This window comes from Mesorhizobium sp. B2-9-1, from assembly GCF_006439455.1.
Taxonomy (GTDB): Bacteria; Pseudomonadota; Alphaproteobacteria; order Rhizobiales; family Rhizobiaceae; genus Mesorhizobium.
In genome coordinates this window covers 1-24471 of the sequence record NZ_VFTP01000018.1, presented here as the reverse complement: position 1 = coordinate 24471, position 24471 = coordinate 1, and the positions used below count along the sequence as shown (strand labels likewise).

33 protein-coding genes, 1 pseudogene and 1 riboswitch are annotated in these 24471 nt (G+C 64.0%); of the genes and pseudogenes, 23 read left to right on the top strand and 11 right to left on the bottom strand.

The window, feature by feature from the left end:
• The 4 genes from FJW05_RS23220 to FJW05_RS23205 form a co-directional block, all read right to left on the bottom strand.
• Positions 1-1164 carry a hypothetical protein gene (locus tag FJW05_RS23220; protein WP_140635994.1) on the bottom strand — a complete coding sequence of 388 codons (1164 nt, stop codon included), beginning with the start codon at positions 1162-1164 and terminating at the stop codon, positions 1-3.
• A 91-nt stretch (positions 1165-1255) separates the two neighbouring features.
• Positions 1256-2326, bottom strand: coding sequence for a glycosyltransferase family 2 protein (locus FJW05_RS23215; protein ID WP_140635992.1), 1071 nt, complete (start codon positions 2324-2326; stop codon positions 1256-1258).
• A gap of 5 nt (positions 2327-2331) precedes the next feature.
• Complete coding sequence (locus FJW05_RS23210; RefSeq protein ID WP_140635990.1) at positions 2332-3249, bottom strand: lysylphosphatidylglycerol synthase domain-containing protein; 918 nt, start codon at positions 3247-3249, stop codon at positions 2332-2334.
• Positions 3250-3548: 299 nt separating this feature from the next.
• Positions 3549-4022: a carboxymuconolactone decarboxylase family protein gene (locus FJW05_RS23205; RefSeq protein ID WP_140635988.1), complete on the bottom strand. Its 474-nt coding sequence runs from the start codon at positions 4020-4022 to the stop codon at positions 3549-3551.
• A gap of 132 nt (positions 4023-4154) precedes the next feature.
• On the opposite strand from FJW05_RS23205, the gene FJW05_RS23200 reads away from it, so the two are divergent.
• The 3 genes from FJW05_RS23200 to FJW05_RS23190 are packed head-to-tail and all read left to right on the top strand — an operon-like array spanning position 4155 to position 6338.
• The gene (locus tag FJW05_RS23200) at positions 4155-4775 is read left to right on the top strand and encodes a TetR/AcrR family transcriptional regulator (RefSeq protein WP_246673608.1); all 621 of its coding nucleotides are present in this window, start codon (positions 4155-4157) and stop codon (positions 4773-4775) included.
• Positions 4776-4806: 31 nt separating this feature from the next.
• Positions 4807-5433 carry a hypothetical protein gene (locus tag FJW05_RS23195; protein ID WP_140635984.1) on the top strand — a complete coding sequence of 209 codons (627 nt, stop codon included), beginning with the start codon at positions 4807-4809 and terminating at the stop codon, positions 5431-5433.
• A gap of 56 nt (positions 5434-5489) precedes the next feature.
• On the top strand, positions 5490-6338 hold the full coding sequence (locus FJW05_RS23190) for a 23S rRNA (adenine(2030)-N(6))-methyltransferase RlmJ (protein ID WP_140635982.1): 849 nt from the start codon (positions 5490-5492) through the stop codon (positions 6336-6338).
• Positions 6339-6352: 14 nt separating this feature from the next.
• Here the strand turns inward: FJW05_RS23190 and FJW05_RS23185 are convergent, their stop codons facing one another.
• Positions 6353-7108 carry a helix-turn-helix domain-containing protein gene (locus FJW05_RS23185; protein ID WP_140635980.1) on the bottom strand — a complete coding sequence of 252 codons (756 nt, stop codon included), beginning with the start codon at positions 7106-7108 and terminating at the stop codon, positions 6353-6355.
• Positions 7109-7291: 183 nt separating this feature from the next.
• On the opposite strand from FJW05_RS23185, the gene FJW05_RS23180 reads away from it, so the two are divergent.
• The 3 genes from FJW05_RS23180 (at position 7292) to FJW05_RS23170 (ending at position 9002) form a co-directional block, all read left to right on the top strand.
• Entirely contained in the window at positions 7292-7714 is a 423-nt protein-coding gene (locus FJW05_RS23180; protein ID WP_095767036.1) for a VOC family protein, read from the top strand.
• Positions 7715-7750: 36 nt separating this feature from the next.
• Positions 7751-8113: a DoxX family protein gene (locus FJW05_RS23175; protein ID WP_140635979.1), complete on the top strand. Its 363-nt coding sequence runs from the start codon at positions 7751-7753 to the stop codon at positions 8111-8113.
• Between the two features lie 436 nt (positions 8114-8549).
• Positions 8550-9002, top strand: coding sequence for a hypothetical protein (locus FJW05_RS23170; RefSeq protein ID WP_140635977.1), 453 nt, complete (start codon positions 8550-8552; stop codon positions 9000-9002).
• Positions 9003-9260: 258 nt separating this feature from the next.
• Here FJW05_RS23170 and FJW05_RS23165 read toward each other — a convergent pair whose 3' ends face one another.
• Positions 9261-9851 carry a TetR/AcrR family transcriptional regulator gene (locus FJW05_RS23165; RefSeq protein ID WP_140541114.1) on the bottom strand — a complete coding sequence of 197 codons (591 nt, stop codon included), beginning with the start codon at positions 9849-9851 and terminating at the stop codon, positions 9261-9263.
• A gap of 105 nt (positions 9852-9956) precedes the next feature.
• Between FJW05_RS23165 and FJW05_RS23160 the strand changes: the two genes are divergently transcribed.
• The 5 genes from FJW05_RS23160 (at position 9957) to FJW05_RS23140 (ending at position 13280) form a co-directional block, all read left to right on the top strand.
• Entirely contained in the window at positions 9957-10487 is a 531-nt protein-coding gene (locus FJW05_RS23160; protein WP_140635975.1) for a DinB family protein, read from the top strand.
• A 410-nt stretch (positions 10488-10897) separates the two neighbouring features.
• Complete coding sequence (locus FJW05_RS23155) at positions 10898-11275, top strand: hypothetical protein (RefSeq protein ID WP_181165047.1); 378 nt, start codon at positions 10898-10900, stop codon at positions 11273-11275.
• A 272-nt stretch (positions 11276-11547) separates the two neighbouring features.
• Positions 11548-12144, top strand: coding sequence for a glutathione S-transferase (locus FJW05_RS23150; protein ID WP_140635973.1), 597 nt, complete (start codon positions 11548-11550; stop codon positions 12142-12144).
• 258 nt (positions 12145-12402) lie between these two features.
• Entirely contained in the window at positions 12403-12780 is a 378-nt protein-coding gene (locus tag FJW05_RS23145; protein WP_140635971.1) for a TfoX/Sxy family protein, read from the top strand.
• An 86-nt stretch (positions 12781-12866) separates the two neighbouring features.
• Positions 12867-13280, top strand: coding sequence for a GFA family protein (locus FJW05_RS23140; RefSeq protein ID WP_140635969.1), 414 nt, complete (start codon positions 12867-12869; stop codon positions 13278-13280).
• A gap of 148 nt (positions 13281-13428) precedes the next feature.
• Here the strand turns inward: FJW05_RS23140 and FJW05_RS23135 are convergent, their stop codons facing one another.
• A complete protein-coding gene (locus FJW05_RS23135) occupies positions 13429-14076 on the bottom strand; it encodes an outer membrane protein (protein ID WP_140635967.1) in 648 nt (215 codons plus the stop codon).
• A 413-nt stretch (positions 14077-14489) separates the two neighbouring features.
• Between FJW05_RS23135 and FJW05_RS23130 the strand changes: the two genes are divergently transcribed.
• From FJW05_RS23130 to FJW05_RS23080, 10 genes and pseudogenes are all read left to right on the top strand, one after another.
• Positions 14490-15254, top strand: coding sequence for an SDR family oxidoreductase (locus FJW05_RS23130; protein WP_140635965.1), 765 nt, complete (start codon positions 14490-14492; stop codon positions 15252-15254).
• Positions 15251-17341 carry an excinuclease ABC subunit UvrC gene (uvrC, locus tag FJW05_RS23125; RefSeq protein ID WP_140635963.1) on the top strand — a complete coding sequence of 697 codons (2091 nt, stop codon included), beginning with the start codon at positions 15251-15253 and terminating at the stop codon, positions 17339-17341. Before FJW05_RS23130 ends, uvrC begins: the two co-directional genes overlap by 4 nt.
• A 513-nt stretch (positions 17342-17854) precedes the next feature.
• A complete protein-coding gene (gene pgsA, locus FJW05_RS23115; protein ID WP_040984724.1) occupies positions 17855-18451 on the top strand; it encodes a CDP-diacylglycerol--glycerol-3-phosphate 3-phosphatidyltransferase in 597 nt (198 codons plus the stop codon).
• 9 nt (positions 18452-18460) lie between these two features.
• Entirely contained in the window at positions 18461-18718 is a 258-nt protein-coding gene (gene moaD, locus FJW05_RS23110; protein WP_095767047.1) for a molybdopterin converting factor subunit 1, read from the top strand.
• A 1-nt stretch (position 18719) separates the two neighbouring features.
• Positions 18720-19199, top strand: coding sequence for a molybdenum cofactor biosynthesis protein MoaE (locus FJW05_RS23105; RefSeq protein ID WP_140635959.1), 480 nt, complete (start codon positions 18720-18722; stop codon positions 19197-19199).
• A 133-nt stretch (positions 19200-19332) separates the two neighbouring features.
• Complete coding sequence (locus tag FJW05_RS23100) at positions 19333-19746, top strand: YbaY family lipoprotein (protein ID WP_140635957.1); 414 nt, start codon at positions 19333-19335, stop codon at positions 19744-19746.
• 181 nt (positions 19747-19927) lie between these two features.
• On the top strand, positions 19928-20197 hold the full coding sequence (locus FJW05_RS23095) for a hypothetical protein (RefSeq protein ID WP_140635955.1): 270 nt from the start codon (positions 19928-19930) through the stop codon (positions 20195-20197).
• Between the two features lie 222 nt (positions 20198-20419).
• Positions 20420-20482, top strand: a riboswitch (Fluoride riboswitch).
• Positions 20483-20580: 98 nt separating this feature from the next.
• Positions 20581-20970: pseudogene (gene crcB, locus FJW05_RS23090) on the top strand (fluoride efflux transporter CrcB); the annotation flags it as partial.
• A gap of 105 nt (positions 20971-21075) precedes the next feature.
• Positions 21076-21483 (top strand): fluoride efflux transporter CrcB, encoded by a 408-nt coding sequence (gene crcB, locus FJW05_RS23085; RefSeq protein ID WP_140635951.1) that lies wholly within the window; start codon positions 21076-21078, stop codon positions 21481-21483.
• Positions 21484-21517: 34 nt separating this feature from the next.
• Positions 21518-21862: a DUF190 domain-containing protein gene (locus FJW05_RS23080; protein ID WP_027165589.1), complete on the top strand. Its 345-nt coding sequence runs from the start codon at positions 21518-21520 to the stop codon at positions 21860-21862.
• On the opposite strand, the gene FJW05_RS23075 is transcribed toward FJW05_RS23080, so the two are convergent.
• Complete coding sequence (locus FJW05_RS23075; protein ID WP_140635949.1) at positions 21844-22086, bottom strand: hypothetical protein; 243 nt, start codon at positions 22084-22086, stop codon at positions 21844-21846. The genes FJW05_RS23080 and FJW05_RS23075 overlap by 19 nt on opposite strands.
• A 164-nt stretch (positions 22087-22250) precedes the next feature.
• Complete coding sequence (ndk, locus tag FJW05_RS23070) at positions 22251-22673, bottom strand: nucleoside-diphosphate kinase (protein ID WP_027165590.1); 423 nt, start codon at positions 22671-22673, stop codon at positions 22251-22253.
• 158 nt (positions 22674-22831) lie between these two features.
• On the opposite strand from ndk, the gene FJW05_RS23065 reads away from it, so the two are divergent.
• Positions 22832-23065, top strand: coding sequence for a hypothetical protein (locus FJW05_RS23065; RefSeq protein ID WP_140540922.1), 234 nt, complete (start codon positions 22832-22834; stop codon positions 23063-23065).
• 49 nt (positions 23066-23114) lie between these two features.
• Here the strand turns inward: FJW05_RS23065 and FJW05_RS23060 are convergent, their stop codons facing one another.
• Both FJW05_RS23060 and FJW05_RS23055 read right to left on the bottom strand, forming a co-directional pair.
• Positions 23115-23411: a DUF1905 domain-containing protein gene (locus FJW05_RS23060; protein WP_140540923.1), complete on the bottom strand. Its 297-nt coding sequence runs from the start codon at positions 23409-23411 to the stop codon at positions 23115-23117.
• A gap of 23 nt (positions 23412-23434) precedes the next feature.
• Positions 23435-24127, bottom strand: coding sequence for a glutathione S-transferase family protein (locus FJW05_RS23055; protein ID WP_140635947.1), 693 nt, complete (start codon positions 24125-24127; stop codon positions 23435-23437).
• 60 nt (positions 24128-24187) lie between these two features.
• On the opposite strand from FJW05_RS23055, the gene FJW05_RS23050 reads away from it, so the two are divergent.
• A partial coding sequence (locus tag FJW05_RS23050; RefSeq protein WP_246673607.1) for a DinB family protein occupies positions 24188-24471 on the top strand: 284 nt, incomplete at its 3' end.

Here is a 24471-nt window from a genome sequence, read left to right as displayed (position 1 = left end):
TCAACAAGGCCCATTCCACTCGATATCGCGCGTCGACGCCGCCTGCAGGCTGATCCGCTCGCGCAACGCCATTTGTGCAATCTCCGCCAGCGCCGGCCATTGCGCCTTAACCGGCGCTGAATCTTCCGGCCAATTGAGCAATTCCTGGCCCCCGCGCATCGCCTTTCGGAATTCGCCAAGCCCGCCCGAACGCAGCGCCACCGGCAATCCGTAAATCCACATCGCGAGCCGCACCGTTTGCGGGGCGATGACGTCGGGCGTGAGTTCCCGACCGTCGCCGAGCACGGCATCCACAAAGCGCGCGGGGTCGCGAAAGAAATGCAGGCCGCTCACCGCGCGCGGATTGCATTCGAGCGGCAGCACACGGCCGCCCGGCTCGCGCATCATGTCGAAGGAAATCTGCCCGGTCCACGTGGTGCCGGCCACGATCCGCTCGACCAGCTCGCGCGCGGCCTCGTCCTCGACCCGCTCGAAGAAGATGCCTGCGCCCTTTCCGGCACGATAGAGCGATCGGTAGAGCGCGAGCGCCTTGAGCCTGCCCTGGCGCGCCATCGCATAGGCGCTGATCTCCTCGCCCTCGACAAAACGCTGCGCCACCCAGGGCATGGCGGCCGAGGGCGCGATCGCATCGAGCGCTTCGGGCGGCGGACGCAGCAGCACATGGCTGGCAAAGCGCGACCAGACCGGCTTGAACGCCAGCTCGCGAGAGCGGCCGCGCACGACCTCCATATCGCTACGCGAGCTGAGCAGCGTCGTTTCCGGCACCTCCAGCCCGAGCCGTTCGGCGAGCCGGATGAAGCTGTGCTTGTTGTGGACCTCCGCCAGCAGCTCGATATCGGGCGCGAACATTTTTGCCGGCATGCTCCTGCCGCGCCAGGCAAGCGCAAGGTGAAAGACCTCCTCGCAGGTCGGGACGACCAGGCCGATGCCCTCGGCCCGGATCAGCTCCTCAACCGCATCGGCATAGGCCCGCGGCTCGAAGCGCGGCGGCGGCAATCGATGATAACGCGCGCAGGCTTTGCTCGCCGCCGCGATCGGCCGCGTCGGCGTGTCGGCCAGGATCACCCTGTGGCCCGCGCCATGGAAAAGGCGCGCCAGATGCAGCGCAACCGGCGCCCGCGCCCCGGTAATCAGCATGGGTCCGTCAGCCCCGGCATCGCTCATTCGCGTCGTTCCCGTCGCGAAAATCGTTGCGCGAAATCGGCGTGGTTGGCAACGCGGGCAGCGATCGGGGCCGGAGCGGCAAGATCATTTCTTACGCGGCTTCGCCTTCTCGGCCGCCGGCTTGCTTCGGCCAATGCCAGCCGTCGCCCTCGCCATGCGCGGCCTGCGGCCGCGCCACATAGGCGAGCGCGCCATTGGCCTCGAGATAGACGCGCGACAGCATCTCGGCGAGCACGCCCGACGTCACCGCCTGCAGCGCGGCGATCACCAGGAAGAAGCCGGTGATGAGCATCGGCCGCGTGCCGATGTCCTGCCCCCAGAAAACCTTGATCGCTAACAGATAGGCAAGGATCAGCGAGCCGAGCACGCCGAGCACGATGCCGATGCCGCCGAAGAAATGGCCGGGCCGCGTGCGGTAGCGCAGGAAGAAGAACATGAAGACGAGGTCCAGCACCACGCGGAAGGTGCGCGAGATGCCGTATTTCGACTGGCCGTGGATGCGGGCGTGGTGCGTCACCACCTCCTCGGCGATGCGGCGCGGCGTCGTCACCGTCGCGAGCCAGGCCGGGATGAAGCGGTGCATCTCGCCATAGAGCCGCACGCTGCGGATGACGCTGCCGCGGAACACTTTCAGGCTGCAGCCATAGTCCTTGAGCTGCACCCCGGTGACGCGGGCGATCAGCCTGTTGGCGATGCGCGAGGGCAGGCGGCGCATCCAGAAGCCTTCCTTGCGGTCCTTGCGCCAGCCGGCGACGAGGTCGAGATCCTCGGTCAGCAGGCGGTACACCATGCGCGGAATGTCGAACGGATCGTTCTGCAGGTCGCCGTCGAGCGTCGCGATGATGTCGCCGCGCGCGGCGTCGAGGCCGGCCTGCATGGCGGCGGTCTGCTTGTAGTTGCGCACCAGTTCCACGCCATGGACATGCGGCCCGTATTGGGCCGCCAGCCGGCGGATCTCGGCGGGCGTGGCGTCGGTGCTGCCGTCGTCGACCAGCGCCACTTCCCAGGGCTGGCTGTAATTTTCCATCGCCTGATGGATGCGGACCAGCAGCGGCTCGACATTGTCGGCTTCGTTGTACATCGGGACGACGATGGAGAGCTTGTGCTCGGGCATGACGGCGCCCTCGGGCAATCCGGAGGCCGGAATGGGAAGCACGTTCATCGCGATCATTTCCTTGCCGGCCCCGCCGCCGGGGTTTCCGGCAGCGTCGATTTCGAGGGGAACAGCCAGGCGATCGCACCGGTTGCGACCGCCGAGCACAGGATGAAGAGATGCAGCGCGAGCGCAGCCTGCAGGCCGTCCTTCATGGCAATGCCGGAATAAAGCAGTGCGGCGGCCGCGCCCGCTTCATAGGTGCCGAAACCGGCGACACCCTGTACCGGCAGGATGGCGGCCGCCTCTGCCCCGACCGCGCCGGGAAAGGCGGTCTGGAACGAGGTGTCAAGCAGCATGGCGAGCAGCCAGCCCTGCACGCCGAGCTTCAGCGCCCAGTTGGCCATCGTCCACCACCAGCCGTAGCGCGAGCGTCCCGTCGCTTCGGTGAAGGTGTCGCGCAATTTGCCGAGCGTCGAGACGATCCTGCCGCCCGCCGTCCAGTTGTGCGGCGCGCGCGCCCAGCGCGGCAGATACCATGCGGCGGCGATCAGCGCCGCGATGCCGGCGGCCCGCAGCGCCGGATGCAGGCCCGGCCAAACCAGGCAGGCCAGCACCCCGACGACGAAAGCGTCCTGCAGCCTGAACCACAACAGCGAAGCGCTGGCGCGCACGATCGGCACGCCGAACACCTGGCGCAAAAGGATCGGGAAGGCCGTCTCGCCGCCGCGGAACGGCACGACGTTGATCATCGCATTGTGGACCAGGATGACGCGAAGCACGGCGCCGAAGCGGCCGTTCACGTCGTCGCGGAACTCGTCGCAGACACGCAGCGCCCTGAGCACATAGGTGACGAACAGCGCCGCCGCGACTGCCGCGAAGGCGCCTGGTGTAATGGAGGCGAAGGCATCGCCGACCATCTTCCAGCGCTGGTCGCCGGCAAGCCATGCCAGCAGCGCCAGAGTGACGATTATCGATATCGCTCGTTTCAAACAGGTCTCCAACGGGCCGCCCGGACGGGGCGGAAGCGCCATCCGGCGCCGGTCCGATATCGGATCCGTGCCGGCTTTTTCAAGGCGCTGTTCCTATAGAGCAATTCCAGGAAAAGTGTGAGCGGTTTTCCGTCCGGAATTGCGTCGAAACAAAGAGATAGAGCGGTTCGCCGTTTCCGTGAAACGGTGAAACGCTCTGGCGCAGCGGCGGCGGCGAATCCACAAGCTTGGTTGGAGCCTCGATCGGGATGGCGAAAAGCGGGCGGGTTTCGCGCCCGCCCGCTTTGCCGTGATAAGCTCTACTCTCCGCCCATCTCTTTCTTGAACTGATCGAAATCGACCTGCATGCCATTGAAGATGGTGCTCCAATGGCGCGTCAGTGCCGCCATGGTGACGGCCTCCTGGATCTCCTCGTCGGTGGCGCCGGCGTGCTTGGCGTTCTGGGTGTCCGACCAGATGCAGTAGCTGCAAGGGATCTGCGCCGCGACCGCCAGCGAGATCAGGGACTTCTCCTTCGGCGTCAGCGCCGTCTTGTCGCTGAGCTCGATGGCCTTGACCTCGGCCCAGGCGCCGGGCAGACCGGCCTTGGGGAACTGTTTGATGAAGCTCGGCACACCGCCCATCGTCGACTGGATGTCCTTGAGCGCGGCGTCATAGTCATCGGCGCGGGCAGGCGCGGAGGCGAGCACTGCGGCAGACACGCCCGCCGCGGCGATCAGCGAGGCGAAGCGAAGGTAGGAATGCGCGGTTGAGACGATGCGAATGACTGACATGATATTCTCCTCTGGTTTTTGTTAGCCTTACGATGTAAGGTGTGCGGAAGATGAACCTTACAGTGTAAGTTGTCAAGCGCCATGGATGCACCGAGCAAAAAAAAGCGACCCCGCGGAAAACTCTCCCGCGAGATGATCGAGGACGCCGCCTTCGAGGTGATCGAGCGGGAAGGGCTTTCCGGCTTTTCCATGCGCAAGCTCGCCGCCAGGCTCGGCTGCGAAGCGATGAGCATCTATCACCACTTCCCCTCGCAGGCGCATCTCTACGAGGCGCTGGTTGACCGCCAGATGAGCGGGCTTGTAATCCCCGACGATAAGCTGCCCTGGCGCGAGCGGGCCCGCATCGGCATGCAGGAATTCCGGCGTGTCGCCACCGAGCACCCGGCCTTTGCGCCGTTCATCGTCGTCTACCGAATGAACTCGCCGCCCTGCCTTGCCAAGCTCAATGCCATCATCGGCCTGTTCGAGGATGGCGGCTTCGGCCCCGAGCTCAGCGCCCGCCTGTTCCGCGCCGCAGGCTATTATCTGATGGGCGCGATCCTCGACGAGACGGCCGGCTACGCCAAGGGGCCTTCGGCGGTCACCACCGTCAGCGACGAGGAACTGGCGCGCGACTATCCGAGCGTCGTGAAGGCCGGCGCCTATTTCGGCGCCGCCAGCTTCGACAAGACTTTCGAGCTTGGCCTGGAAATGTTTCTGGACGAGATGGAACGGGTCCGCGAAGCTGCGCGAGACGAACCCGCCAAAAAATAGCGGCGATCTCGCTCAGAAAACCAAGGCTTGAATGCGTTTCCTCTGTGTCCTTCTCCTCATCGCCGGTGCCGCCATCGGCATCTTCTATCCCTGGGTGATGAGCAATTTTTCCGGCCACGCGATCGGCATGTATCGGGTCTATGAGGGCGGCCGCTTCCGGCCCGTCACCGTGCAACTTGCCGCAAGCGACGCTCCGGTAAGGGTGCTGGTCGACCTGACCGCGCGGGCCGAGCGCGTCGCGGGCCAGCAGCGCACGGTGCTGACGCTGACCGCGGCGCATGGCGGCCGCACGGTGCTGGCCTCGGCGCTCTCCTTCAACCACACGGACAATCCGCGCCAGGCCAGCCCGCAACTGCCCGACAAGATCTTTCGCGACGAAGCCGGCGTCATCGATAGGGTCACGCCCGGTCCTTACCTCTTCACCGTCGGACCCGGCGATGCCGACGGCATCGACATGCGCGCGGTCGATCTCATCCTGCGCGCCGGCACCGGCTCGATCGACGAACGCGCGCGGCCGGCCGGCTATACGCTGATGGGCTTCGGCCTTGCCGGACTGGCGCTGTCGCTGGTCTTCGGGCGCCGCGGCGGTGGCCCGAAAAATCCCAATTCGCAGCCGCCACCGCCGCGCTGGGGCCGCAACGGTTCGCCACGAGCATGATGCCGAAAAGGATGAAGCGGTTCGCTCGACATCATGCTCTCTGAAGGTAAGCACGCATGAATTATCGCCACGCCTATCACGCCGGCAATTTCGCCGATGTCGTCAAGCATGCCGTGCTCGCTCGCCTCGTCGAATATCTCAAGCATAAGGACAAGGCTTTTCGCGTCATCGACACCCATGCCGGCATCGGCCGCTACAATCTTGCCTCGGTCGAGGCCGGCAAGACCGGCGAATGGCAGACCGGCATCGGCCGGCTGGTCGAGTCCACGCTCGAACCGCGGGCGGCGGCACTGCTTCAGCCCTATCTCGAAGCGGTGCGCGCGCGAAATCCCGACGGCGGCCTCAAGCATTATCCCGGCTCGCCGCTGATCGTTCGCCATCTCCTGCGCAACCAGGACCGGCTGACGGCGATCGAGCTGCACCCCCAGGATGCGGCGCGGCTGAAATCCGTCTTCGCCGGCGATTTCCAGACAAGGGTGATCGAGCTCGACGGCTGGCTGGCGCTTGGCGCGCAACTGCCACCGAAGGAAAAGCGCGGCCTCGTCCTCATCGATCCGCCCTTCGAGGAGGAGGGCGAGTTCTCCAGGCTCGTCGAAGGCCTGCAGAAGGCGCATCGGCGCTGGCCGGGCGGCATCTACGCGCTCTGGTACCCGATCAAGGACCGCAAGGCGGTCACCGCTTTCCGCACGGCGTTGAAGGAGACCGGCATTCCGAAGCTGCTCGACATCGCCTTCGAGATCCGGCCCGCCTCGAACGAGCCCAGCCTCGACGGCAGCGGGCTGGTGGTTGTCAATCCGCCCTACACGCTGGAACGCGAATTGAAGGTGCTGTTGCCGGCCCTCCACAAGGTTCTCGCCCTCCGGCAACCGTCGCGCTGGACCCTTGATTGGCTGGCGGGCGAGTAGGGCGCCGCCTTCTCTTACGCCAGCGCCGTAGGCGTCACGCCGGTCAGCCGCCGGCTTTCGCGGATCAGATGCGCCTGGTCGGCATAGCCGGCCTCGATGGCGAGCAGCGCGGTCGAGGCGTCGCCTTGCTGTCGTTGCAAGCGCCGGTACCGATGGAAGCGCAGGATGCGGTCGAGCGTCTTGGGGCCATAACCGAAGGCGTCCTCGAAGCGGCGGCGCAGCGTCCGTTCGCTCATATGCAGCTGGCGCTGCAGGAAGGGAACCAGCGGCGTTTCCGGCGGCAAACCTTTGTGGATGACGTCGAAGGCCCGGCCCATCTGCGGGTCGAGCGCGTCGCGGCCTTCGGTGCGCATGCCGACCGCCTCTTCCAATTGCCGCAGCATGGCCGGCAGATCGCTCGCAGCCTTGATGCGATCCGATAATTCGCGGGCACGCGTACCCCATAATTCCTGGAGGCTCAGCCGCCCGCCGACGATTTCGCTTGCCGGCACCCCCAGCCAACCGGCGGCCGCGCCGGGCCGGAAACGGAAGCCGACGATCACCGCGCCGGCCGGCGGCATCTCGATCTGCGGCTCCTTGTCGGGGCCGGCCACGCGGAAGCGGCCGTCGATCCATTGCAGGTCGATCGTCGCGTCCGGCGTGATGACGATGGGCGGAACGGCGCGGTCGTCCATCCGGTGGACCCAGACCGCGCAGAAGGCAGCTGCCAAGCCGCCAGCGACGGGCCGCTCGCGAAAGAAGCCGGTGGTCTGCGCCAGGACCGGTTCCATTCTCTCTCCGATCTGCTCCAGCGGGAGTTGCCGGATCGGTGCGACGGTCATTTTGGCCGAAATCTTCAAGGCCGGCCACGTCATCCATGGCAAAACGGACGCAACTTCACCGCGCTTCATGCGCTCGCGTCAGACCGCATCCGTTTGCGGCTGTGGTCGCGAATATAGAAAGGAGTGAGAGAAATGAAAGCTCGCATCACCGTATTGACGCTCGGCGTCGACGATCTGGAAGCGTCGCTCAAATTCTATCGCGACGGCCTCGGCCTGCCGACGGAAGGCATCATCGGGCGGGAATTCGAACATGGCGCCGTCGCCTTCTTCGAACTCGCCGGCGGCTTGAAATTCGCCATCTTCGAACGGTCCAGCATCGCCCATGACGCGACGGTGCCGCAGAGCGGCCGCAGCCCGACCGAGCTCACCATTGGCCACAATGTCGGCAGCGAGGCCGAGGTCGATGCCGTGATGGCCGAGGCCGTCAAGGCCGGCGCGCGCGTGGTCAAGCCGGCGCAAAAGACTTTCTGGGGCGGCTATGCCGGCTATTTCCAGGATCCCGACGATCATCTATGGGAGGTCGTCTACAACCCGGCCTTCATTCCGCTGGATTGAGCAAAGCAAAGCGCGTCGTCGAGAGAGGAGGCCGCCATGCCCGTTCAATCCATTCAAGCGCTTGGCGCTCTCCTCATCGGCGGCGTGTTCGTCTTCGCCGGCATCGAACATTTCCTGAAATTCGGAGCGATGCGCGACTATCTGGCCGCGCAGAAATTTCCGGCGCCGGCCTTGATGCTGGCCGTCGGTTCGATGGTCGAGGCCGTCGCGGGTTTCCTGCTTGCCGTTGGCATAACTCGGTCCTTTGCCGCCGGTGCGCTCGCCACCTTCACGCTGGCGACGAACGTCATGCTGCTACGTTTCTGGGCCGTGGAGGAGCCGGAGAGGCAGGTCCTGCGCAACGCATTCCTGATCAACATTGCCGTCATCGGCGGGCTGCTGCTTGCCGGCACGTTTTGATGAGGTGGCTATGTCGGGAACGAAGTTTTGCGGAAACCCAAGTCTCTTTCGAAAAACCTTTATTTCGGGTAGTGTCTCAGTTTGTGAGCCCATTAGTAAAATATTATGGCGCTTGGTTAGCATTCGCAGCGCTAGTCGTTGTCGAAATTTCTGTTCTTGACAGCGATTTTGGCCATAAATTTGAGGCATTTTTCTTTGGGCAGGCCGGGTTAGTCGTTTATGCGTGCTGGCTTGTCCGCTGCCCGCAATGTGGCCTGCGCCTCCACGCTGGGCGCGTTTGGTATCTCCGCCGCATTCCGGGCCGTGTTTGCCCCAACTGCGGCCATGACTTGCTGTCGCAACGAATTTCAAACTGAGACACCACATTATTTCGCGACCGCTTGACCGCCGCCAAGCGAATCCGCACAGTGCGCGGAACCGATCTTGAGAGGCTGTCATGACTCGCTTCGCCCATTCCGCTCTTGCCGCGCTGATTTCTCTATGCACCCCGTTGGCCACATCGCTGGGCTTCAGCCAGGCAGCGCATGCCGCCGACCTTTCCATCTACACCGAGGATGACGGCAGCGTCTGCGGCGAGGCCTGGGTGCTGAGCAAGATCACCGACCGCTTCTCCTATCAGGTGCATCACGTGCCGCATCTGCCCGACGTCGCGATCACCGATTTCCGCAACATCCGCCAGCATCGCTATGAGCCGGCGAGCGACGAATGGCCGATCGGCCGCCATTATTGCCGCGCCACCGTCAACCTGACGGACGGCCGCGACCGTTCGATCTTCTACCTGATCGAGGAAGGTCAGGGCTTTGCCTCGATCGGCGACAATGTCGAATTCTGCGTCTTGGGCTTCGACCGCTGGCTGGTCTATAACGGCCGCTGCCGGGTGCTGCGATAAAGTTTCGTCGGCCGATAGATTGGTGAGGTAGGCGCTCTACGGCGCCCCGGCTTCGGCGTTCAGCTGCATTCTGTAGAGTTGGTGATTGGCGAAAGCCGGCGCGCCAACTGATCTCCCCCCTGGTGGGGGAGATGTCCGGCAGGACAGAGGGGGGCGCTGTCCCGCCGACCTGTCGGAAGTTGGCTTCTGGCTTTCAGAGGTCCGCCGACGGCAGTCCTCCAAGCAGCTCCCGCTCATAGCCGTTTCGCTGCCGCTCGCTCAGGCTGCCTTGCGGCCCGATACGTAAGCCTCGATCAACTCGACCAGCTGCTTCTGCAATTCCGGCGCGTCGAGCATGTTGCGCCGTGCCGCATTGTGGATCACGCCCTCGATCGCCGAGGAGAGCACGCGCGCCATCGTCTCGGTATCCTTGCGGCGCTTGCGATACTGCGCGACGGCCGCCGCATAGTGTTCGAGATAGCGCGCCTGGAACGAGGCATGCGCGGCGCGCGAGCCGCGGTCGCCGGGTGCTTCGTCGAGCAGCACCTGGTGCAGCGTCGGATGGATCGAGTGCGCTCCGATCATGCCGCGCACCAGCTCGCGCGCGAATTGCCTGAGCGGCTTCTCGTCGGCCGCCGCTTCGCGAATCACCGACAGCACATGATCGAAGTGGCGGCGCCGGATCGCTTCGACTAGGGCGAGCTTGTCGGGGAAATATTGATAGAGCGAGCCGATGCTGACGCCCGCGGCCTCGGCCACCTTGTTGGTGGAAAAGCCTGCCCAGCCGAGCTCGCTCAAAACGTGAGCACCGGCTTCGATGATCGCCTCGACGGTGGCGATCGAACGCGCCTGGCGCGGCTGCTTGCGCATGCGTGCGGCCGGCTTTGCAACGCGAGTAGACATGCTGGGCCCGTCTCCCGAGAATATAGACAGGATACTCACATTCATTTCACCAACGCAAATGGGGCGGCAAAGATGAGCGCCAAGACCTTGCTGAAGGGCATGCTCGCCTATCAGGCCCGGGCGAACGATGAATTGGTGGAGAAGCTTGCCGGGATGGACCCGTCTCGCGACGCCGGGGAACGCCACGCCGCGATCCGTCTGATGAACCATATCCATGTCGTGGCGCGGATTTTTGCCGCTCATCTGAAGGGCGTCGCCCATGGCTATGCGAGCGATAATACGCCGGACACGCCCGAGCCGCGCGCATTGCGCGCCGCCTTGGCTGAGATCGACGGCTGGTATCTCGACTATCTCGAAACCGTTTCGGAGCAAGAGCTTGGTGGTCCTGTCGCTTTCACCTTCACTGACGGCAACAGGGGCTGCATGACGAGGCAGGAGATGCTGATCCATATCGTCTTGCACGGCAGCTACCATCGCGGCGAGATCGGCCGCATGCTGGCCGCCATCGCGCTCTCGCCGCCCTGGGACACCTACGCCGTCCATCTGCACCAGGCCGAGCCGGCGCGCCGCCTGCGGCCCGGACGCCACCCGGCGGGCGTTTGAATGCGGCGCCTGAATATGAGCTTTACGCTCACTTTAAGCGTTCAAGCTTTGGTCGTCGCATCTAGCCGGTTCGTCTGTAGATGTTTCTGCTGGACAAGATGAAGTCGACGTTCGGCGGCCTGTTGTCTATTATGAGCACTCTGCTCACATTGCGATGCAAGGTTATGCCGCCGGCCGATGGAGGATCTGGCGATAGAAGCCGCGCGAAAATCTGTGCGCCGGGCCATCACTTCGAAAGTGACAGATTCGCTCACAATTTTTCAATGAGATGCATCTTAAAGCGTTTCGTGTAACCAAAATTCAATAACTGAAAATCATTGTGTTGCTTCGCTGGCTAGACAGTCGCGAGTCAGATATGCATAGACACGCCGGGTCACTCACGACCATTGGCAAAACGCAAGGGGCATCGCATGGCAAAGACGACAACCAAGGCGCCGGCGGCGAAAGCGCCGGCAAAGAAGCCGGCAGCTAAGGCTGCCGCGAAACCTGCAGCAGTGAAGAAGGCAGCCGCACCGAAGGCCGCCGCCAAGGCCCCGGCCAAGGCAGCAGCGAAGCCGGCAGCGAAGGCTGCGGCTAAGCCTGCCGCCAAGAAGCCGGTAGCGAAGGCCGCGGCCAAGCCCGCCGTCAAGGCAGCGGCAAAGCCGGCGGCCAAGCCCGCCGCCAAGAAGCCGGCAGCGAAGGCCGCGGCCAAGCCCGCTGCCAAGGCTCCGATGAAGGCCGCCGCCGCCAAGGCACCGGCAGCCGTGAAGAAGGCAGCTCCGGCCAAGAAGCCGGCCGCCAAGAAGTAATCGCGTAGCTTCGCTCGCGAACCGCAACAGGTGAGGGCGGGTGCCACTCAGGCATCCCTTTCGCCAATTCGGTGTCACGGCGAGCGGAGCCGGAGCACACACTCCTCCTAAAGCTCTCGGAAATTTTGCTGCCAGGCAAAACTTCCGGGAGCTTTTTTGTTGCCGCGCCCGCGCTGCCAGAATGCATTGGCCAAGCTGGATTGGCCTTGCTGGGCCGTTGCCCTGGAGACCCATTCGGTCGACAGTGCCGCAGACAAACTGGAAAGCCGATCATGCCGAAGCTGCTTTACGCGCCCACGTCCCCTTACAGTTCGAAGGTCCGCATGGCGGCCGTCCATGCCGGCATCGCCATCGATCTCGTGCCCGTCAAGACGGAGGACAAGCCGGCCGAGCTGATCTCGGCCAATCCGCTCGGCAAGATCCCGGTGCTGGTGCTGGAGGACGGCCGTTCGATCCATGACAGCCGCGCCATCACCCAGCATCTCAACCGGCTGTCGAATAACGCGCTGTTCCCCCGCAATCCCGACAAGCGGCTCGAAGCGGAAGTTCTCGAGGCGCTGGCCGACGGCATCTGCGACTGCGCGCTGTCGATGGTCCATGAACGACGCACGCGTCCGGAAACGATGGTCTACCAGCCCTGGCTCGATCGACAGTGGGCGAAGATCACCGCCGCGCTCGACCTCATCAACACCAACCCGCCGAAGCTGCCGAAGAAGATCACCGCCGGCCATATGGCGCTGCGCGCCTGCCTCGGCTATCTAGCGCTGCGCTTTCCCGGCCAATGGGAGAAGGGCCGCAGCCGGCTCGTGCGCTGGGCCGCGAGGTTTGATGAGAAGTTTCCGGAGCTGAAGGGCTGCGTGCCGGGGTGACGGCGGCGCCTCCTTCTCCCCCTGTGGGAGAAGGTGGATCGGCGCGATAGCGCCGAGACGGATGAGGGGTGCTCCAGCGGAGTGGGACTGTGGCGAACCCGGTGCCGTCCATCGCTGATGAATGCGTCAAGCTGGAGCACCCCTCATCCGTCCGAGCTTCGCTCGGCCACCTTCTCCCACAAGGGGAGAAGGGGAAGACCACCTTGAACCCCGTCCGTTTCCATGCTTGCCTGACATCGCCCAAGTTGGAGTGGTGACATGGCAAAGCCCTCAACCAGCCTCGCGCCCGACCCGATGGTCGAGCGTCTGCGCGCGGCGCTCGGCCGGCGCGCCTTCACCGAACAGAAAATGTTCGGCGGCACCTGCTTCATGATCGACGGCAACATGCTGATCGGCACGTCGAAGCGCGGCTTGCTGGTGCGTGTCGGCAAGGCCGCGCATGCGGCCGCAGCCGCACGGCCCCATGCAAGCCCGATGGAGATGGGCGGGCGCTCGATGGAAGGTTATGTCCATGTCGCGCCGGAAGGCACAGCCGCCGAGGCGGATCTCCGCGGCTGGCTCGGCCTTGCGCTGGCATTCGTCGAAACGTTGCCACCGAAGGTCAAACTCGCCAAGGTCGCAAAGAAACGCGCGTAAGCCGCTCGTCGCACCGGCCTTCCGAGCCGCGACATGTCAGTGTTGTTGAGCTGGCATCGAGGAACGCACGGCCAAGGGAGGAAGCAATGGCACTCAATGGGCATTGCATGTGCGGTGCTGTGGCCTGGGCCTATTCGGGCGAGATCACGCGCAACCTGGTCTGTCACTGTACCGATTGTCAGCGGGCGACATCCGCCCCCTTCACGGCCTTTCTGGGAATGAGGCCGGACAAGCTGAGCTGGAGCGGCGACATCAGGCACTATGAAAGCAGCCCGAATACTTTTCGCGGTTTCTGCCCGTCCTGCGGCGCGAGGCTCTACTTCCGCTCCGACCGATGGCCTGCCGAGATCCATGTCCACGCCGCCACGCTGGATGACCCGGGCGCGTACCGTGCGGACGCGCAAGTCATGATGCGCTCAAGAGCAGAATGGCTCGACCGGCTGCAGTCGATTCCAGTCCATGAGGATTTCCAGCAGGCGCCGTCGACGGCGACTCCCTGAAGCCTGGGCGATACGGCTCGCGTGAAGTTTGTTGCCTGCGCGTTCAAAGTTCTCGAAGCAAGCTCTGGACAAGGGCAGGAAACAGCCTTGCAAACACAAAAAAAGCCGGGCGCAAGGCCCGGCTTTTCCGTGTCGTGGCTTCTACGACTTAGAACTTCATACCGACGCCGAAGGTGACGCGGTTGTCCGAAGACTTGACCTTGCCGGTGGCACCGAAGTTCTTGCTGCCGTAGTCGGTGTAGCGGTATTCGACGCGGCCGAACACGTTGTCCGTGATCTTGATGTCGGTGCCGGCGCCGGCGGTCCAGCCGAGCATGGCCTTGCTGTCGTTTACGCCGGTGACACTGTCATCGATCTTCTGGTTCTTGGCAGCGAGACCGCCCGTGCCGTAGAGCAGGATTTCCGGGGTCACGGCATAGCCGAGGCGAGCGCGCAGCGAACCCTCGATGCCGGACTTAGCGGAAAGGCCGTTATCCGAGCCCTTGGTGCCGTTATAGCCGAGGTCGGCTTCAGCACCGTACACGAAGTTCTCCTGCTGCCAGTTGTAGCCGCCGAAAACGCCGCCGATGAAACCCTTGGTCTTGGCGTCAACGCCCGGGGCCTTCACATGGCCGCCGAAGCCGTAGCCGAGATTGATACCGGCATAGGGGCCGGCCCAGGAAGCGACCGGAAGCTCGGCAACCGGAGCGGGAGCCGGCGGCTCTTCGGAAACGACGTCCGCCGCAAAGGCGGTGCCGGCAAAGGCGAACAGCCCGAGCGCAGCGGCAAGCGGCGCGAATTTGAAATTGGTCTTCATTGTTATACTCTCCTTAAGCCACAAGACACGTAGGCTTTTTTGTTCATGAAACGCCCCGGCCCGTCCGGGGGGATAAACGGGCTTGGCGCTCAACGGTTCCAAATGTCGTGCTGAAATGCGGCTGAAGCGAACCTGAACTTGGGTCATTCCCCGGCGCGAATAAGGCCGAAAGTTGACGTTGCATCTTCGCAACAGCGAATGTCAGCAGGCTAATCATGTTGCGCTGCACACCGCTTGGTTCAAGGGGTCCGCCGACATATATTGCCGGGAACGGCGCCCCGAATCCGATGGGGCGGAAGTGCGTCCGGGCCGCTTCGCCACATTCCTGCCCCAGGTGGAAATGGCATTTAACGCTTGGCCCGTCACATTGTGCCGGCTTCCCGGAATCGTGAAGCCGATTGAGGATTGACACCATGAAACAAGCTACGACCGTCGCGCTGGTGACGGGTGGAGCAAGGCGGATCGGCAAGGCGATCGTCGAGGATCTGGCCGCCAACGGCTTCGCCGTCGCCATCCACGCCAATCGCTCCGGTAACGAGGCCGAGGCGCTGGCGAAGAAGATCGTGGGCGAGGGCGGCCGCGCCGCCGTGGTCGCCGCCGACCTCACCGACATGGATGCCGTGGGTGACCTTGTCGGTGGCGCGCAAGCAGCGCTCGGACCCGTCACGCTGCTGGTTAACAACGCTTCGTTGTTTGTCGACGATCGTGTCGAGGATTTCGACTGGCAGGCCTGGGACCGCCACTTCGCCATCCATGTGAAGGCGCCGGCGCTTTTGGCGCAGAATTTTGCCCGCGCGCTGCCGCAAGACGGGGAAGGGCTGATCGTCAACATCGTCGACCAGCGCGTCTGGCGGCCAACGCCGCGCTATTTCTCCTACGCGCTGTCGAAATCGGCTCTGTGGACGCAAACGCAAATGCTTGCACAGGCGCTCGGGCCGCGCATCCGCGTCAACGCCATAGGTCCTGGCCCGACACTGAAGAACAAGCGCCAGGATGACGATGATTTCGAAAGCCAGGTCGAGGGCCTGATCCTGAAGCGCGGCCCGCAATTGCCCGAATTCGGCGCCACGATCCGCTATCTGTGGCAGGCACGCTCGGTGACCGGCCAGATGATCGCGCTCGATGGCGGCCAGCATCTTGCGTGGCAGACGCCCGATGTGACAGGCATGGTGGAATGAGTCCCGCAGCCCAAAGAGACAAACGAAACGGCGCCGCCGACGATCTGCCGCCCGATATCGACCCCGAAATCGACGTTGAGGACGAGGCGGCGGAGGAGATCGTCGAGGCCGAGCCTTTGCCGTCCGGCCCCGAGGTCGCCTTCACGGCCATCGACTGGACGCCGCATGCCGGCGACGCCGACGGCATGGTGGGCGCCGAGGTGATCCAGACCTTGGTCAAGCGGCTGCCCAACCAGCCCGGCGTCTATCGCATGATGAACGCCGCCGGCGACGTTCTCTATGTCGGCAAGGCGCGCAGCCTGAAGAAGCGCGTCACCAATTACGCGCAGGGGCGCTTCCACACCGCCCGCATCGGCCGCATGGTGCGCGAGACGGCGACGATGGAATTCGTCGTCACCCGCACCGAGATCGAAGCCCTGCTGCTCGAGGCCAACCTCATCAAGCGGCTGCGGCCCCGTTTCAACGTGCTGATGCGGGACGACAAGTCCTTCCCCTATATCCTCTTGACCGGCGACCATGTCTCGCCCGGCATCTACAAGCATCGCGGCGCGCGCTCGCGAAAAGGCGACTATTTCGGCCCCTTCGCTTCCGCCGGCGCCGTCGGGCGCACCATCAACTCGCTGCAGCGCGCCTTCCTGCTTCGAAGCTGCACCAACTCCTTCTACGAGAACCGCACAAGGCCGTGCCTGCTCTATCAGATCAAGCGCTGCGCCGGGCCTTGCACCGGCGAGATCTCGCATCAGGGCTATGCCGAGCTGGTCGCCGAGGCCAAGGATTTCCTCTCCGGCCGCAGCCAGAAGGTGAAGACCGAAATTTCGGCCGCCATGCAGCAGGCCTCCGAAGAGCTCGATTTCGAGCGCGCCGCCATCTACCGCGACCGGCTTGCGGCGCTCTCGCATGTCCAGGCACATCAGGGCATCAACCCGCAGACGGTCGAGGAGGCCGACGTCTTCGCCATCCACCAGGAGGGCGGCCAGACCTGCATCCAGGTGTTCTTCTTCCGCACCGGTCAGAACTGGGGCAACCGCGCCTATTTCCCCAAGGCCGATCCGGCGCTGGAGCCGGCGGAGGTGCTGGGCTCGTTCCTGGCGCAATTCTATGACGACAAACTGCCGGCGCGCATGCTGCTTCTGTCGCAGGCCGCGCAGGAACAGGAACTGCTCGCGGAGGCGCTCGCGACCCATGCCGGCCGCAAGATATCCATCTCTGTGCCGCAGCGCGGCGAGAAGAAGGAGCTGACTGACCACGCGCTGCAGAACGCGCGGGAGGCGCTTGGCCGCAGGTTGGCCGAGACCTCGACGCAGGCGCGGCTGCTCGCCGGCTTCGCCGAGACCTTCGGCCTGGCAAAGCCGCCGGTGCGTATCGAGGTCTACGACAACTCGCACATCATGGGCACCAACGCGGTCGGCGCCATGGTCGTCGCCGGACCGGAAGGTTTCGTGAAAAACCAGTACCGCAAATTCAACATCCGCTCCACCGAGATCACGCCGGGCGACGATTTCGGCATGATGCGCGAAGTGATGCAGCGGCGCTTTTCGCGGCTGCTCAAGGAGCATGGCGACGTCCAGCCCGGCTCGACCGTCGAGGACGAAGCCGGCGAGGAGGATCTGGTCGCCGGCAATGGCGGCTTCCCGGCCTGGCCCGACGTCATCTTGATCGACGGCGGCCAGGGCCAGATGACGGCCGTGCGCCAGATTCTTGCCGATCTCGGCGTCGAGGACAGGGTGGTGGCCATCGGTATCGCCAAGGGCCCGGACCGCGACGCCGGCCGCGAGCGCTTCTTCGTCAAGGGCAGGGAAAGTTTCATGCTGCCGGTACGCGACCCGGTGCTCTATTTCGTCCAACGCCTGCGCGACGAGGTGCACCGTTTCGCCATTGGCTCGCACCGCGCCCGCCGCAAGAAGGAGATGGTCAAAAGCCCGCTCGACGAGATCGCCGGCATCGGCCCCGGTCGCAAGCGCGCGCTGCTCCACGCCTTCGGCACCGCCAAGGCGGTCAGCCGCGCCGCAGTCGAGGACCTTGTCAAGGTCGACGGCATTTCCGAGCATGTGGCGAAGCTGGTCTACAATCACTTCCACGAGAGCTGAGGGCTGGTCGCGAGCACGGAAGGTTGACCAAGCCGTCCGTGTGGTGAGGGATGTTGCACCTTGGCGATTAGCTCAAACGCCCACCACGTCGTCATTCCAGGGCGGAGCAAGGAGCGCAGCGACGCGGCGCAGACCCTGGAATCCATTCCGTTACCTCTACGCGTTGCAGCGGTTCAGAAAACCTCCGTTCTGCTCCGTTGCGCCCTTCGCGCGAGGTCACGGAATGGATCCTCGGGTCTGCGCGTCCGCTTCGCTGCCGCTCGGCCCGTGGATGACGAAGTTGCCTGGGCTTCGCCAGCCCCCAACGTTGCAAGAAAAGCTTACATCCGTGCAAGAAGAGTATACATCGAAGTTGCCAATCTCTGCGTCTGACGTGGGATGCCCAGGCCAGAGCGAGGTGCTTCACGCCGACCTTCACGCCATTTTTCCCTGGTCAATCGAATCTCGGCTGTTGACCCCCTACATTGGCTTCTGATTTGAGTACGTCTGGCGGTGGAGATTTCCCGAGACGACATGGCACAGCGCGCGTTCAACCTGCCGAACATCCTTACCTATGCCCGCATCGTCGCGGTGCCGCTGGTCGTGCTGTGCTTTTTTCTTGAAGGCCACCTGAAGTCGTCCGACTTCGCCCGCTGGTCGGCGCTGGTCATTTTCCTGCTTGCCTCGATCACCGACTACTTTGACGGCTATTTCGCGCGCGCCTGGCAGCAGACTTCCAACATCGGCAAGATGCTCGACCCGATAGCCGACAAATTGCTGGTTGCCACCTGCCTGCTCCTGCTTGCCGCCGACACCGACCGCCATGGCGGCATCGCCGGCTGGTCGCTATGGGCGGCAATCATCATCCTGTGCCGCGAGATCCTGGTCTCGGGCCTGCGCGAATATCTGGCCGCCTTGAAGGTGTCGGTGCCGGTGACCCAGCTCGCCAAGTGGAAGACCACCATACAGATGGTCGCCATCGCCTTCCTGCTGGTCGGCCCCGCCGGCGACAAGATCTTTCCGCTGACCACGCAGATCGGCCTCGTGCTGCTGTGGGTCGCGGCACTTGTCACGCTCTACACCGGCTACGACTATTTCCGCGCCGGCCTCAAGCACATCATGGACGAGTAGGAAGCGCGGATGTCGACGAAACTCATCTATTTCGCCTGGGTGCGCGAGCGGATCGGCAAGCCGGAAGAGGACGTCGACTTGCCTGCCGGCATCGAGACGGTAGCCGATCTGCTGCGCTGGCTGAAGTCGCGCGGCGAGGAGTATGAAAACGCGCTGCAATACCCGGACGTCATTCGCGTCGCCATCAACCAGGAACATGTCGGCCATCGCGAGAAGATCGAAGGCGCACGCGAGATCGCCCTGTTTCCGCCGATGACCGGCGGCTGACATGGCCGGTGCGGTCGTGCCCGCCATCCGCATCCAGCGCGAGGACTTCGACGTCGCCGCCGAGATCGCCGGCCTGACCAAAGGCCGGACCGATATCGGCGCCGTGGTCACTTTTTCCGGCCTTTGCCGTGACGAGCAGGGCGCGCTCTCGGCGCTCGAGCTCGAGCACTATCCCGGCATGGCGGAGGCCGAGATCGGCCGCATCGCCGCCGAGGCCGCCGGGCGCTGGCCGCTGCAGGGGCTCACCGTCATCCATCGCCACGGCAAGATAGCGCCGGGCGACAATATCGTGCTGGTGGTCGCGGCCTCGTCGCACCGCCAGGCCGCCTTCGAGGCGGCGAATTTCCTGATGGATTACCTGAAGTCGCGTGCGCCCTTCTGGAAGAAGGAACACCGCGCCGACGGCTCCCAGGGCGGCTGGGTCGAGGCCAAGGAAGCTGACGATCAAGCTGCGGAGCGCTGGAAGAAACAGGGCGAATAATGATGTCGCCCAGAAGTGGGCAGCGGTTCTGGGGCAACGACATGCATCAGAAAAAACTCCGGTTCGGCCATTGAACGACCGCAATCCTTCCCAAGCCTGTCGATTGGTTTGATTTGCTTGGCGGAGCAATCTCATGCTGGACCGGATCGCGGAATTCTTCATCTTCGGGCTGGTGCCGCTGGCCGTCGGCGTGCTCGCCGTGCCGGAAGCGACCAACGCCGGCGAAAAGACGATCGCGGGCGAGGTGACCTATCGTGAGCGCATCGCGCTGCCGCCCGACGCCGTGCTCGTGGTCGAGCTCGCCGATGTCTCGCTGGCCGATGCGCCGGCAATCGTGATCGCCAAGCGCAGGATAGCGCCCACCGGCCAGGTGCCGATCAGGTTCGACATCGGTTTCGATCCCAAGGCGATCCAGAAGGGCCGGACCTATACGCTGCAGGCGCGTATCACCGTTGGCGAACGGCTGATGTTCGTTACCGGTACAAGTCATCAGGTCGATCCGCTGACGGGCAAGCCTCAGACGGTTCTGCTGAAAATGGCGCGCTGACGTCGCGCGCCGAGCCCGACCGCGCAACTTTTGTGCCTGGACACCGTTTTCTCCGGAATAAACCGGCAACGCCGGGCGTTGACTTATGCAGATGGCGGGCAGGCAAAGGGACAATGTCCCTTCACTTAAGCCGCCAGACCGAATGCGCGGGCTCGATCTGGCCACTCAAAGGAGACCAGACATGAAAAAGCGCACGCTCATCCTCGCAGCCGCGAGTGTATCGCTGATTGCCTTTGCCGGCATTGCCCGGGCGGACGACCATCTGTTCAATGCCGAGCAGCATGGCCTCAGCCCAGACAGCCAGCCGTTCCAGACCAACAAGGCCGGCCACAGCGGCGACCTTGCCCCTGGACAGGGCAGTCCGTTCACCGGTGAGGAGACGAAGACGCCGTCTACCGATACAGAGGCAGCGAACGCCCATGCGAATGTGAAAGACCGTCAAGCCAAATGACGTCTGCCCGCCGGGTGCCGGCGGGTTTTATGAGCAATTCCGGGAAAAACGGGACGCGGTTTTCCGTCCGGAATTGCGTCGAAGACAACAGAGCATGATGTCGCCCGAAAACCGCTCCATGCTTTTCGGCATCATGCTCTGGCTGGTCTGACCGTCTCAACGGTTCTGTCCGTCATTCAAGCACGTCGCAATTGACCGCACCGCCGCAACCGCCTAGGTTCCCTCGAAAATGGGGATGGGGTTCCCCCGAAACCGCCCTTATGGGCTGATGACTCCTGCTAGGCGTGCTCTTGCGCGGCAGGATTTGTTTTTCCGCTCCGCTTCGTGCCTGTTCTTGTGAGGTGATTCCGGTTTGGGATCGCGTTTGGAAAGGCATTGAAGCTATGACCCTTGCGGCTTGCGCCCTGGTCCTGATCGGCGGTTTCTTCGGCGGCATTTCCCGCTTTTTCCTCTCCGGCGTGGTCGGCCGTTCCATCGGCGAGACCTTTCCCTGGGGCACGTTGTTGGTCAATGTTTCCGGCGCCCTGGCCATCGGCGCCTTCGCCGGCGCGGCACGCTCGGTCGGCGGCGTCTTCGCCAGCGATCTCGTGCGCGACCTGATCGTCGTCGGCCTGTTCGGCGGCTACACCACGGTGTCGTCCTTCTGCCTGCAGACGGTCAACCTCGCGGTCGACGGCGAGGGGCGGCTCGCCGCCTTCAACGTCGTCGCTTCGTCGGTGCTGTGCGTGCTGTTCGTCGCGCTCGGCTTTTGGGCGATGGTCTGGGTGACTGAGTCAGCCACCTGGGTGGTTGGTTCAACCACCTGGGTGGTTGGTTCAACCACCTGGGTGGTTGGTTCAACCACCGCAGCTATGGGCTGAGCGATGGTGGACAGGTAGATGGCAATGCGGCTTTATCTGGCGGTCGGCTGCGGCGCGGCGATCGGCTCGCTGGCCCGCTTCCTGTCGGGCTATGTCATCGTCTCGCTGCTCGGCCTGAACGCGCTGTGGTCGACCGCTCTCGTCAATATCGTCGGCTCGTGGATCATCGTGGTTTTCGCCACGCTCACCGGGCCGGACGGCCGCATAATGGTTGGTCCCGCCAGTCGCAATTTCGTCATGGCGGGCTTCTGCGGCGGCCTCACCACGTTTTCAGCGATGAGCCTCGACACCTTCACTCTGCTGTTCGAGGGCGACTTGCCGCTGGCCGCGACCTATCTCATCAGTGTGGTCGGCCTGTCGCTCGCCGCCGCGTGGCTGGGCTATCTCATGGCGTCCAGGCTCAACCGCTTGCCAATCGACAGGTGATCGAGCCAACACAGGTGATCAGGGAGAAGTGAACATGGAACTTCCCGCGCAATGCGCGCTGCTCAGGATCTTCTTCGGCGAGGATGACAGGGCGGCCGACGGCAAGCCGCTGCATGAAGCGATCGTCATCAAGGCGCGCGAGACCGGCATGGCCGGCGCCACGGTTTTGAGAGGCCCGCTCGGCTTCGGCCGCTCCAGCGTGCTCCACACCGCCAAGATCCTGCGCCTGTCGCAGGATTTGCCCATCGTCGTCGAGATCGTCGACGCGCCGGAGAAGATCGATGCGCTGATCCCCGAGATCAAGGCACTGACCAAGACCAAGAGCTGCCTGATCACCCGGGAGAAGGTGGAAGTCATCCGCTATGGCGACGGGGACTGAACTCCCCGGTCTCCCCGTCCACCGCCTCGGAGACGGCGGCCGATCGTCACTTCATCGAAGACACCGGCGGAAAACAGTCTCATCGCCTCTATCGCCAGGTCCGACGCCTCGGGACTGCCTAAGACGATGCCGCGCTCCTCGCAGACCTCGTCATAGATGCGCTTCAACAGGGCGAGGTCGTCCGGATAGGCAAGGCCACTTTCAGAAACATGAGGCTTGATCATGCCTCCCTCCCACGGTTCGGCGGAAGCGCGGCTCACAGCCGCCGAGCGCTACTTTGTTGCCAATTTCGCTGAACCTAGGGCAGGCGGCGAATGTGACCACCCGTTTCAAAAACAAAAAAACGGCCCGCTGGAGCGGGCCGTTCCGTGAAACTCGAGCTTGGGCCTCAGCCGACGATCTCGGTGTCCGAGAACCAGTACTTGATCTCCTGCGCGGCAGTTTCGGGCGCGTCCGAGCCATGCACCGAATTCTCGCCGATCGATAGTGCATGTACCTTGCGGATGGTGCCCTCGGCGGCGTTGGCCGGATTGGTGGCGCCCATCACTTCGCGGTTCTTGGCGATGGCATTCTCGCCCTCCAGCACCTGGACGATGGTCGGCGCCGACGACATGAATTCCACCAGCTCGCCGAAGAACGGGCGATCCTTATGGACGGCGTAGAACCCTTCCGCCTCGCGGCGGCTCATCCACACGCGGCGCGATGCGATGACGCGCAGGCCGGCGTCTTCCAGCATTTTGGTGATGGCGCCCGTCAGGTTGCGCCTGGTCGCGTCCGGCTTGATCATGGAGAAGGTGCGTTCGATCGCCATAGGGTCGTCCTTGTTGTGGGAATGGAAATTGGAGTGGCGGGCTCTATACAAGCCGCCCGGCGGCTTGCCAAGGGGAGGCGGCTTCTGGTCAAGGCGAGCGCATTGCGGGATAATTGGACGGCTGCGAACGCGCTGGACGCAGCTTGGAGCTGAGGCGAATGAACTGGCCCTACCTCAGGCGCGGCGACATGGCGGGCATTGTCTTCATGGCCGTGGTTCTTGCCGTGGCTGCCTTCGCGCTGCTGTTCTTCCCGCAGCGCGCAGAGCAGAATTTCGGCTTCGGCCCGGAATGGCAATGCGTGCGCATGGAACAGGGCGATCCGATCTGCGTGAGGCTGGCCGACGGCAATGCGCCGAACGGAGACGCGCGCGACAAGGACAGGTCAAAGTAGACTGGCACTGCACAGGGATTTTGACCGGTCGGCTTCAGTCGGCTCTGATCTAAAGCTCGACCTCAATGGTCAGCGTCGGCGAATCCCCTGCCTTGAGACCTTCGCGCTGGCGCACCGAGGCCTTGACCGGCAACAGAAGGCTGCCGGACGCCTTGTCGGGAAAGAGCGATGTTTGCCACCTGGTCTTGCCGATCGCCGCCGTGATGCCGAGCGAGCCCCAAGGGCGCGCCAGCCCCGCCATCGCCGCCTTGATCCGTGCCGCGAACTCCACCGGTAGTGTCACGAAATGCCAGCCGCCCTTGCCGGGGTAGACCCAAATCTCGGCTCGCATCTCATAGCGCAACATGCCAGCCCCAACACTCGCGGTCTTCACGCCGCCGCCGCGACCTGCCGGCCGATCCGGTCGTGCAGGTCGAGACAGCGCTCGAACCAGCGGGCGATGCTGTCGCCGTCGTCGAGCAACCGGAAAGGCGAGGCGATGCGGCCCCATTGCAGCGCCCCGAACACGATGTAATCGGCAAACAGCGGCGCCTCGCCACCGATGAAAGGCTGGTAGGCGAGTGTCGAGCGCAGCGGCTCCAGCGCGGCGCGGAAGGCCGGGAGCCCGGCATCGCGGTTGGCCACGACGTCTTCCAGGCGCTTGCCATAGCGCTGCTCGCGATTCTCACGGAAATAGGCCGCGTTCGGTTCGTCCTGCATCGCATGCAGATCGGTCAGCGCCACCGTCGCGATGTAGGGGTGTATGGTGAGCTGCGACCAGCGCTCGATGAAGCGCGCCATCGCCTTGCCGCCTTCGCCGGAAAACAGCGTCGGCCGTTCCGGATAGGCTTCGTCGAGATACAGCGCGATGGCGAAGGAATCGGCGACAACCCGCTCGCCGTCGCGGATCACTGGCACCGTCTTCGACACGCCGCCTTCGACTTTCGGCACCTCCAGGAAGCGCGTCGGCACACTGGTGGCGGCAAGTCCCTTATGCGCCAGTGCCATCTTGGTCTTCCAGCAATGCGGGCTGAACGGGCGGGCGACGTCATGGCCGACGAGGTCATAGAGTAGAATGGTCATTGGCGGGTCCGTTGCTGCGGGTTACGAAGGGCCCGGATTCGCGTAACCGGGGTGGGAAGAATGAAGCAGCATTTCATGATGTTTGCGGCCTACAATCAATGGGCCAATGGCCGTCTCTATGATGCCGCCGCCGATCTTGGCGAAGACGAGCTCGGTCGCGACGTCGGCGCCATCTTCGGCTCGATGCTCGGCACGCTCAACCATCTGCTCGCCGTCGACCGCGTATGGATGAAGCGCTTCACCGGCGAGGGCGACGCGCCTTCGAACACCGCCGCCATACTCTACCACGCCTTGCCGGCCTTGAGGTTGGCGCGCGAGGCCGAGGACAGGAGGATCGTCGACTG

Excerpts from the sequence above, each read along its gene's own strand:
- FJW05_RS23220 (WP_140635994.1), bottom strand. The coding sequence starts at position 1,164 with ATGAGCGATGCCGGGGCTGACGGACCCATGCTGATTACCGGGGCGCGG.
- FJW05_RS23215 (WP_140635992.1), bottom strand. The coding sequence starts at position 2,326 with ATGAACGTGCTTCCCATTCCGGCCTCCGGATTGCCCGAGGGCGCCGTC.
- FJW05_RS23205 (WP_140635988.1), bottom strand. The coding sequence starts at position 4,022 with ATGTCAGTCATTCGCATCGTCTCAACCGCGCATTCCTACCTTCGCTTC.
- FJW05_RS23200 (WP_246673608.1), top strand. The coding sequence starts at position 4,155 with ATGATCGAGGACGCCGCCTTCGAGGTGATCGAGCGGGAAGGGCTTTCC.
- FJW05_RS23195 (WP_140635984.1), top strand. The coding sequence starts at position 4,807 with ATGCGTTTCCTCTGTGTCCTTCTCCTCATCGCCGGTGCCGCCATCGGC.
- FJW05_RS23190 (WP_140635982.1), top strand. The coding sequence starts at position 5,490 with ATGAATTATCGCCACGCCTATCACGCCGGCAATTTCGCCGATGTCGTC.
- FJW05_RS23185 (WP_140635980.1), bottom strand. The coding sequence starts at position 7,108 with ATGGAACCGGTCCTGGCGCAGACCACCGGCTTCTTTCGCGAGCGGCCC.
- FJW05_RS23180 (WP_095767036.1), top strand. The coding sequence starts at position 7,292 with ATGAAAGCTCGCATCACCGTATTGACGCTCGGCGTCGACGATCTGGAA.
- FJW05_RS23175 (WP_140635979.1), top strand. The coding sequence starts at position 7,751 with ATGCCCGTTCAATCCATTCAAGCGCTTGGCGCTCTCCTCATCGGCGGC.
- FJW05_RS23170 (WP_140635977.1), top strand. The coding sequence starts at position 8,550 with ATGACTCGCTTCGCCCATTCCGCTCTTGCCGCGCTGATTTCTCTATGC.
- FJW05_RS23165 (WP_140541114.1), bottom strand. The coding sequence starts at position 9,851 with ATGCGCAAGCAGCCGCGCCAGGCGCGTTCGATCGCCACCGTCGAGGCG.
- FJW05_RS23160 (WP_140635975.1), top strand. The coding sequence starts at position 9,957 with ATGAGCGCCAAGACCTTGCTGAAGGGCATGCTCGCCTATCAGGCCCGG.
- FJW05_RS23155 (WP_181165047.1), top strand. The coding sequence starts at position 10,898 with ATGGCAAAGACGACAACCAAGGCGCCGGCGGCGAAAGCGCCGGCAAAG.
- FJW05_RS23150 (WP_140635973.1), top strand. The coding sequence starts at position 11,548 with ATGCCGAAGCTGCTTTACGCGCCCACGTCCCCTTACAGTTCGAAGGTC.
- FJW05_RS23145 (WP_140635971.1), top strand. The coding sequence starts at position 12,403 with ATGGCAAAGCCCTCAACCAGCCTCGCGCCCGACCCGATGGTCGAGCGT.
- FJW05_RS23140 (WP_140635969.1), top strand. The coding sequence starts at position 12,867 with ATGGCACTCAATGGGCATTGCATGTGCGGTGCTGTGGCCTGGGCCTAT.
- FJW05_RS23135 (WP_140635967.1), bottom strand. The coding sequence starts at position 14,076 with ATGAAGACCAATTTCAAATTCGCGCCGCTTGCCGCTGCGCTCGGGCTG.
- FJW05_RS23130 (WP_140635965.1), top strand. The coding sequence starts at position 14,490 with ATGAAACAAGCTACGACCGTCGCGCTGGTGACGGGTGGAGCAAGGCGG.
- uvrC (WP_140635963.1), top strand. The coding sequence starts at position 15,251 with ATGAGTCCCGCAGCCCAAAGAGACAAACGAAACGGCGCCGCCGACGAT.
- pgsA (WP_040984724.1), top strand. The coding sequence starts at position 17,855 with ATGGCACAGCGCGCGTTCAACCTGCCGAACATCCTTACCTATGCCCGC.
- moaD (WP_095767047.1), top strand. The coding sequence starts at position 18,461 with ATGTCGACGAAACTCATCTATTTCGCCTGGGTGCGCGAGCGGATCGGC.
- FJW05_RS23105 (WP_140635959.1), top strand. The coding sequence starts at position 18,720 with ATGGCCGGTGCGGTCGTGCCCGCCATCCGCATCCAGCGCGAGGACTTC.
- FJW05_RS23100 (WP_140635957.1), top strand. The coding sequence starts at position 19,333 with ATGCTGGACCGGATCGCGGAATTCTTCATCTTCGGGCTGGTGCCGCTG.
- FJW05_RS23095 (WP_140635955.1), top strand. The coding sequence starts at position 19,928 with ATGAAAAAGCGCACGCTCATCCTCGCAGCCGCGAGTGTATCGCTGATT.
- crcB (WP_140635951.1), top strand. The coding sequence starts at position 21,076 with ATGGCAATGCGGCTTTATCTGGCGGTCGGCTGCGGCGCGGCGATCGGC.
- FJW05_RS23080 (WP_027165589.1), top strand. The coding sequence starts at position 21,518 with ATGGAACTTCCCGCGCAATGCGCGCTGCTCAGGATCTTCTTCGGCGAG.
- FJW05_RS23075 (WP_140635949.1), bottom strand. The coding sequence starts at position 22,086 with ATGATCAAGCCTCATGTTTCTGAAAGTGGCCTTGCCTATCCGGACGAC.
- ndk (WP_027165590.1), bottom strand. The coding sequence starts at position 22,673 with ATGGCGATCGAACGCACCTTCTCCATGATCAAGCCGGACGCGACCAGG.
- FJW05_RS23065 (WP_140540922.1), top strand. The coding sequence starts at position 22,832 with ATGAACTGGCCCTACCTCAGGCGCGGCGACATGGCGGGCATTGTCTTC.
- FJW05_RS23060 (WP_140540923.1), bottom strand. The coding sequence starts at position 23,411 with ATGTTGCGCTATGAGATGCGAGCCGAGATTTGGGTCTACCCCGGCAAG.
- FJW05_RS23055 (WP_140635947.1), bottom strand. The coding sequence starts at position 24,127 with ATGACCATTCTACTCTATGACCTCGTCGGCCATGACGTCGCCCGCCCG.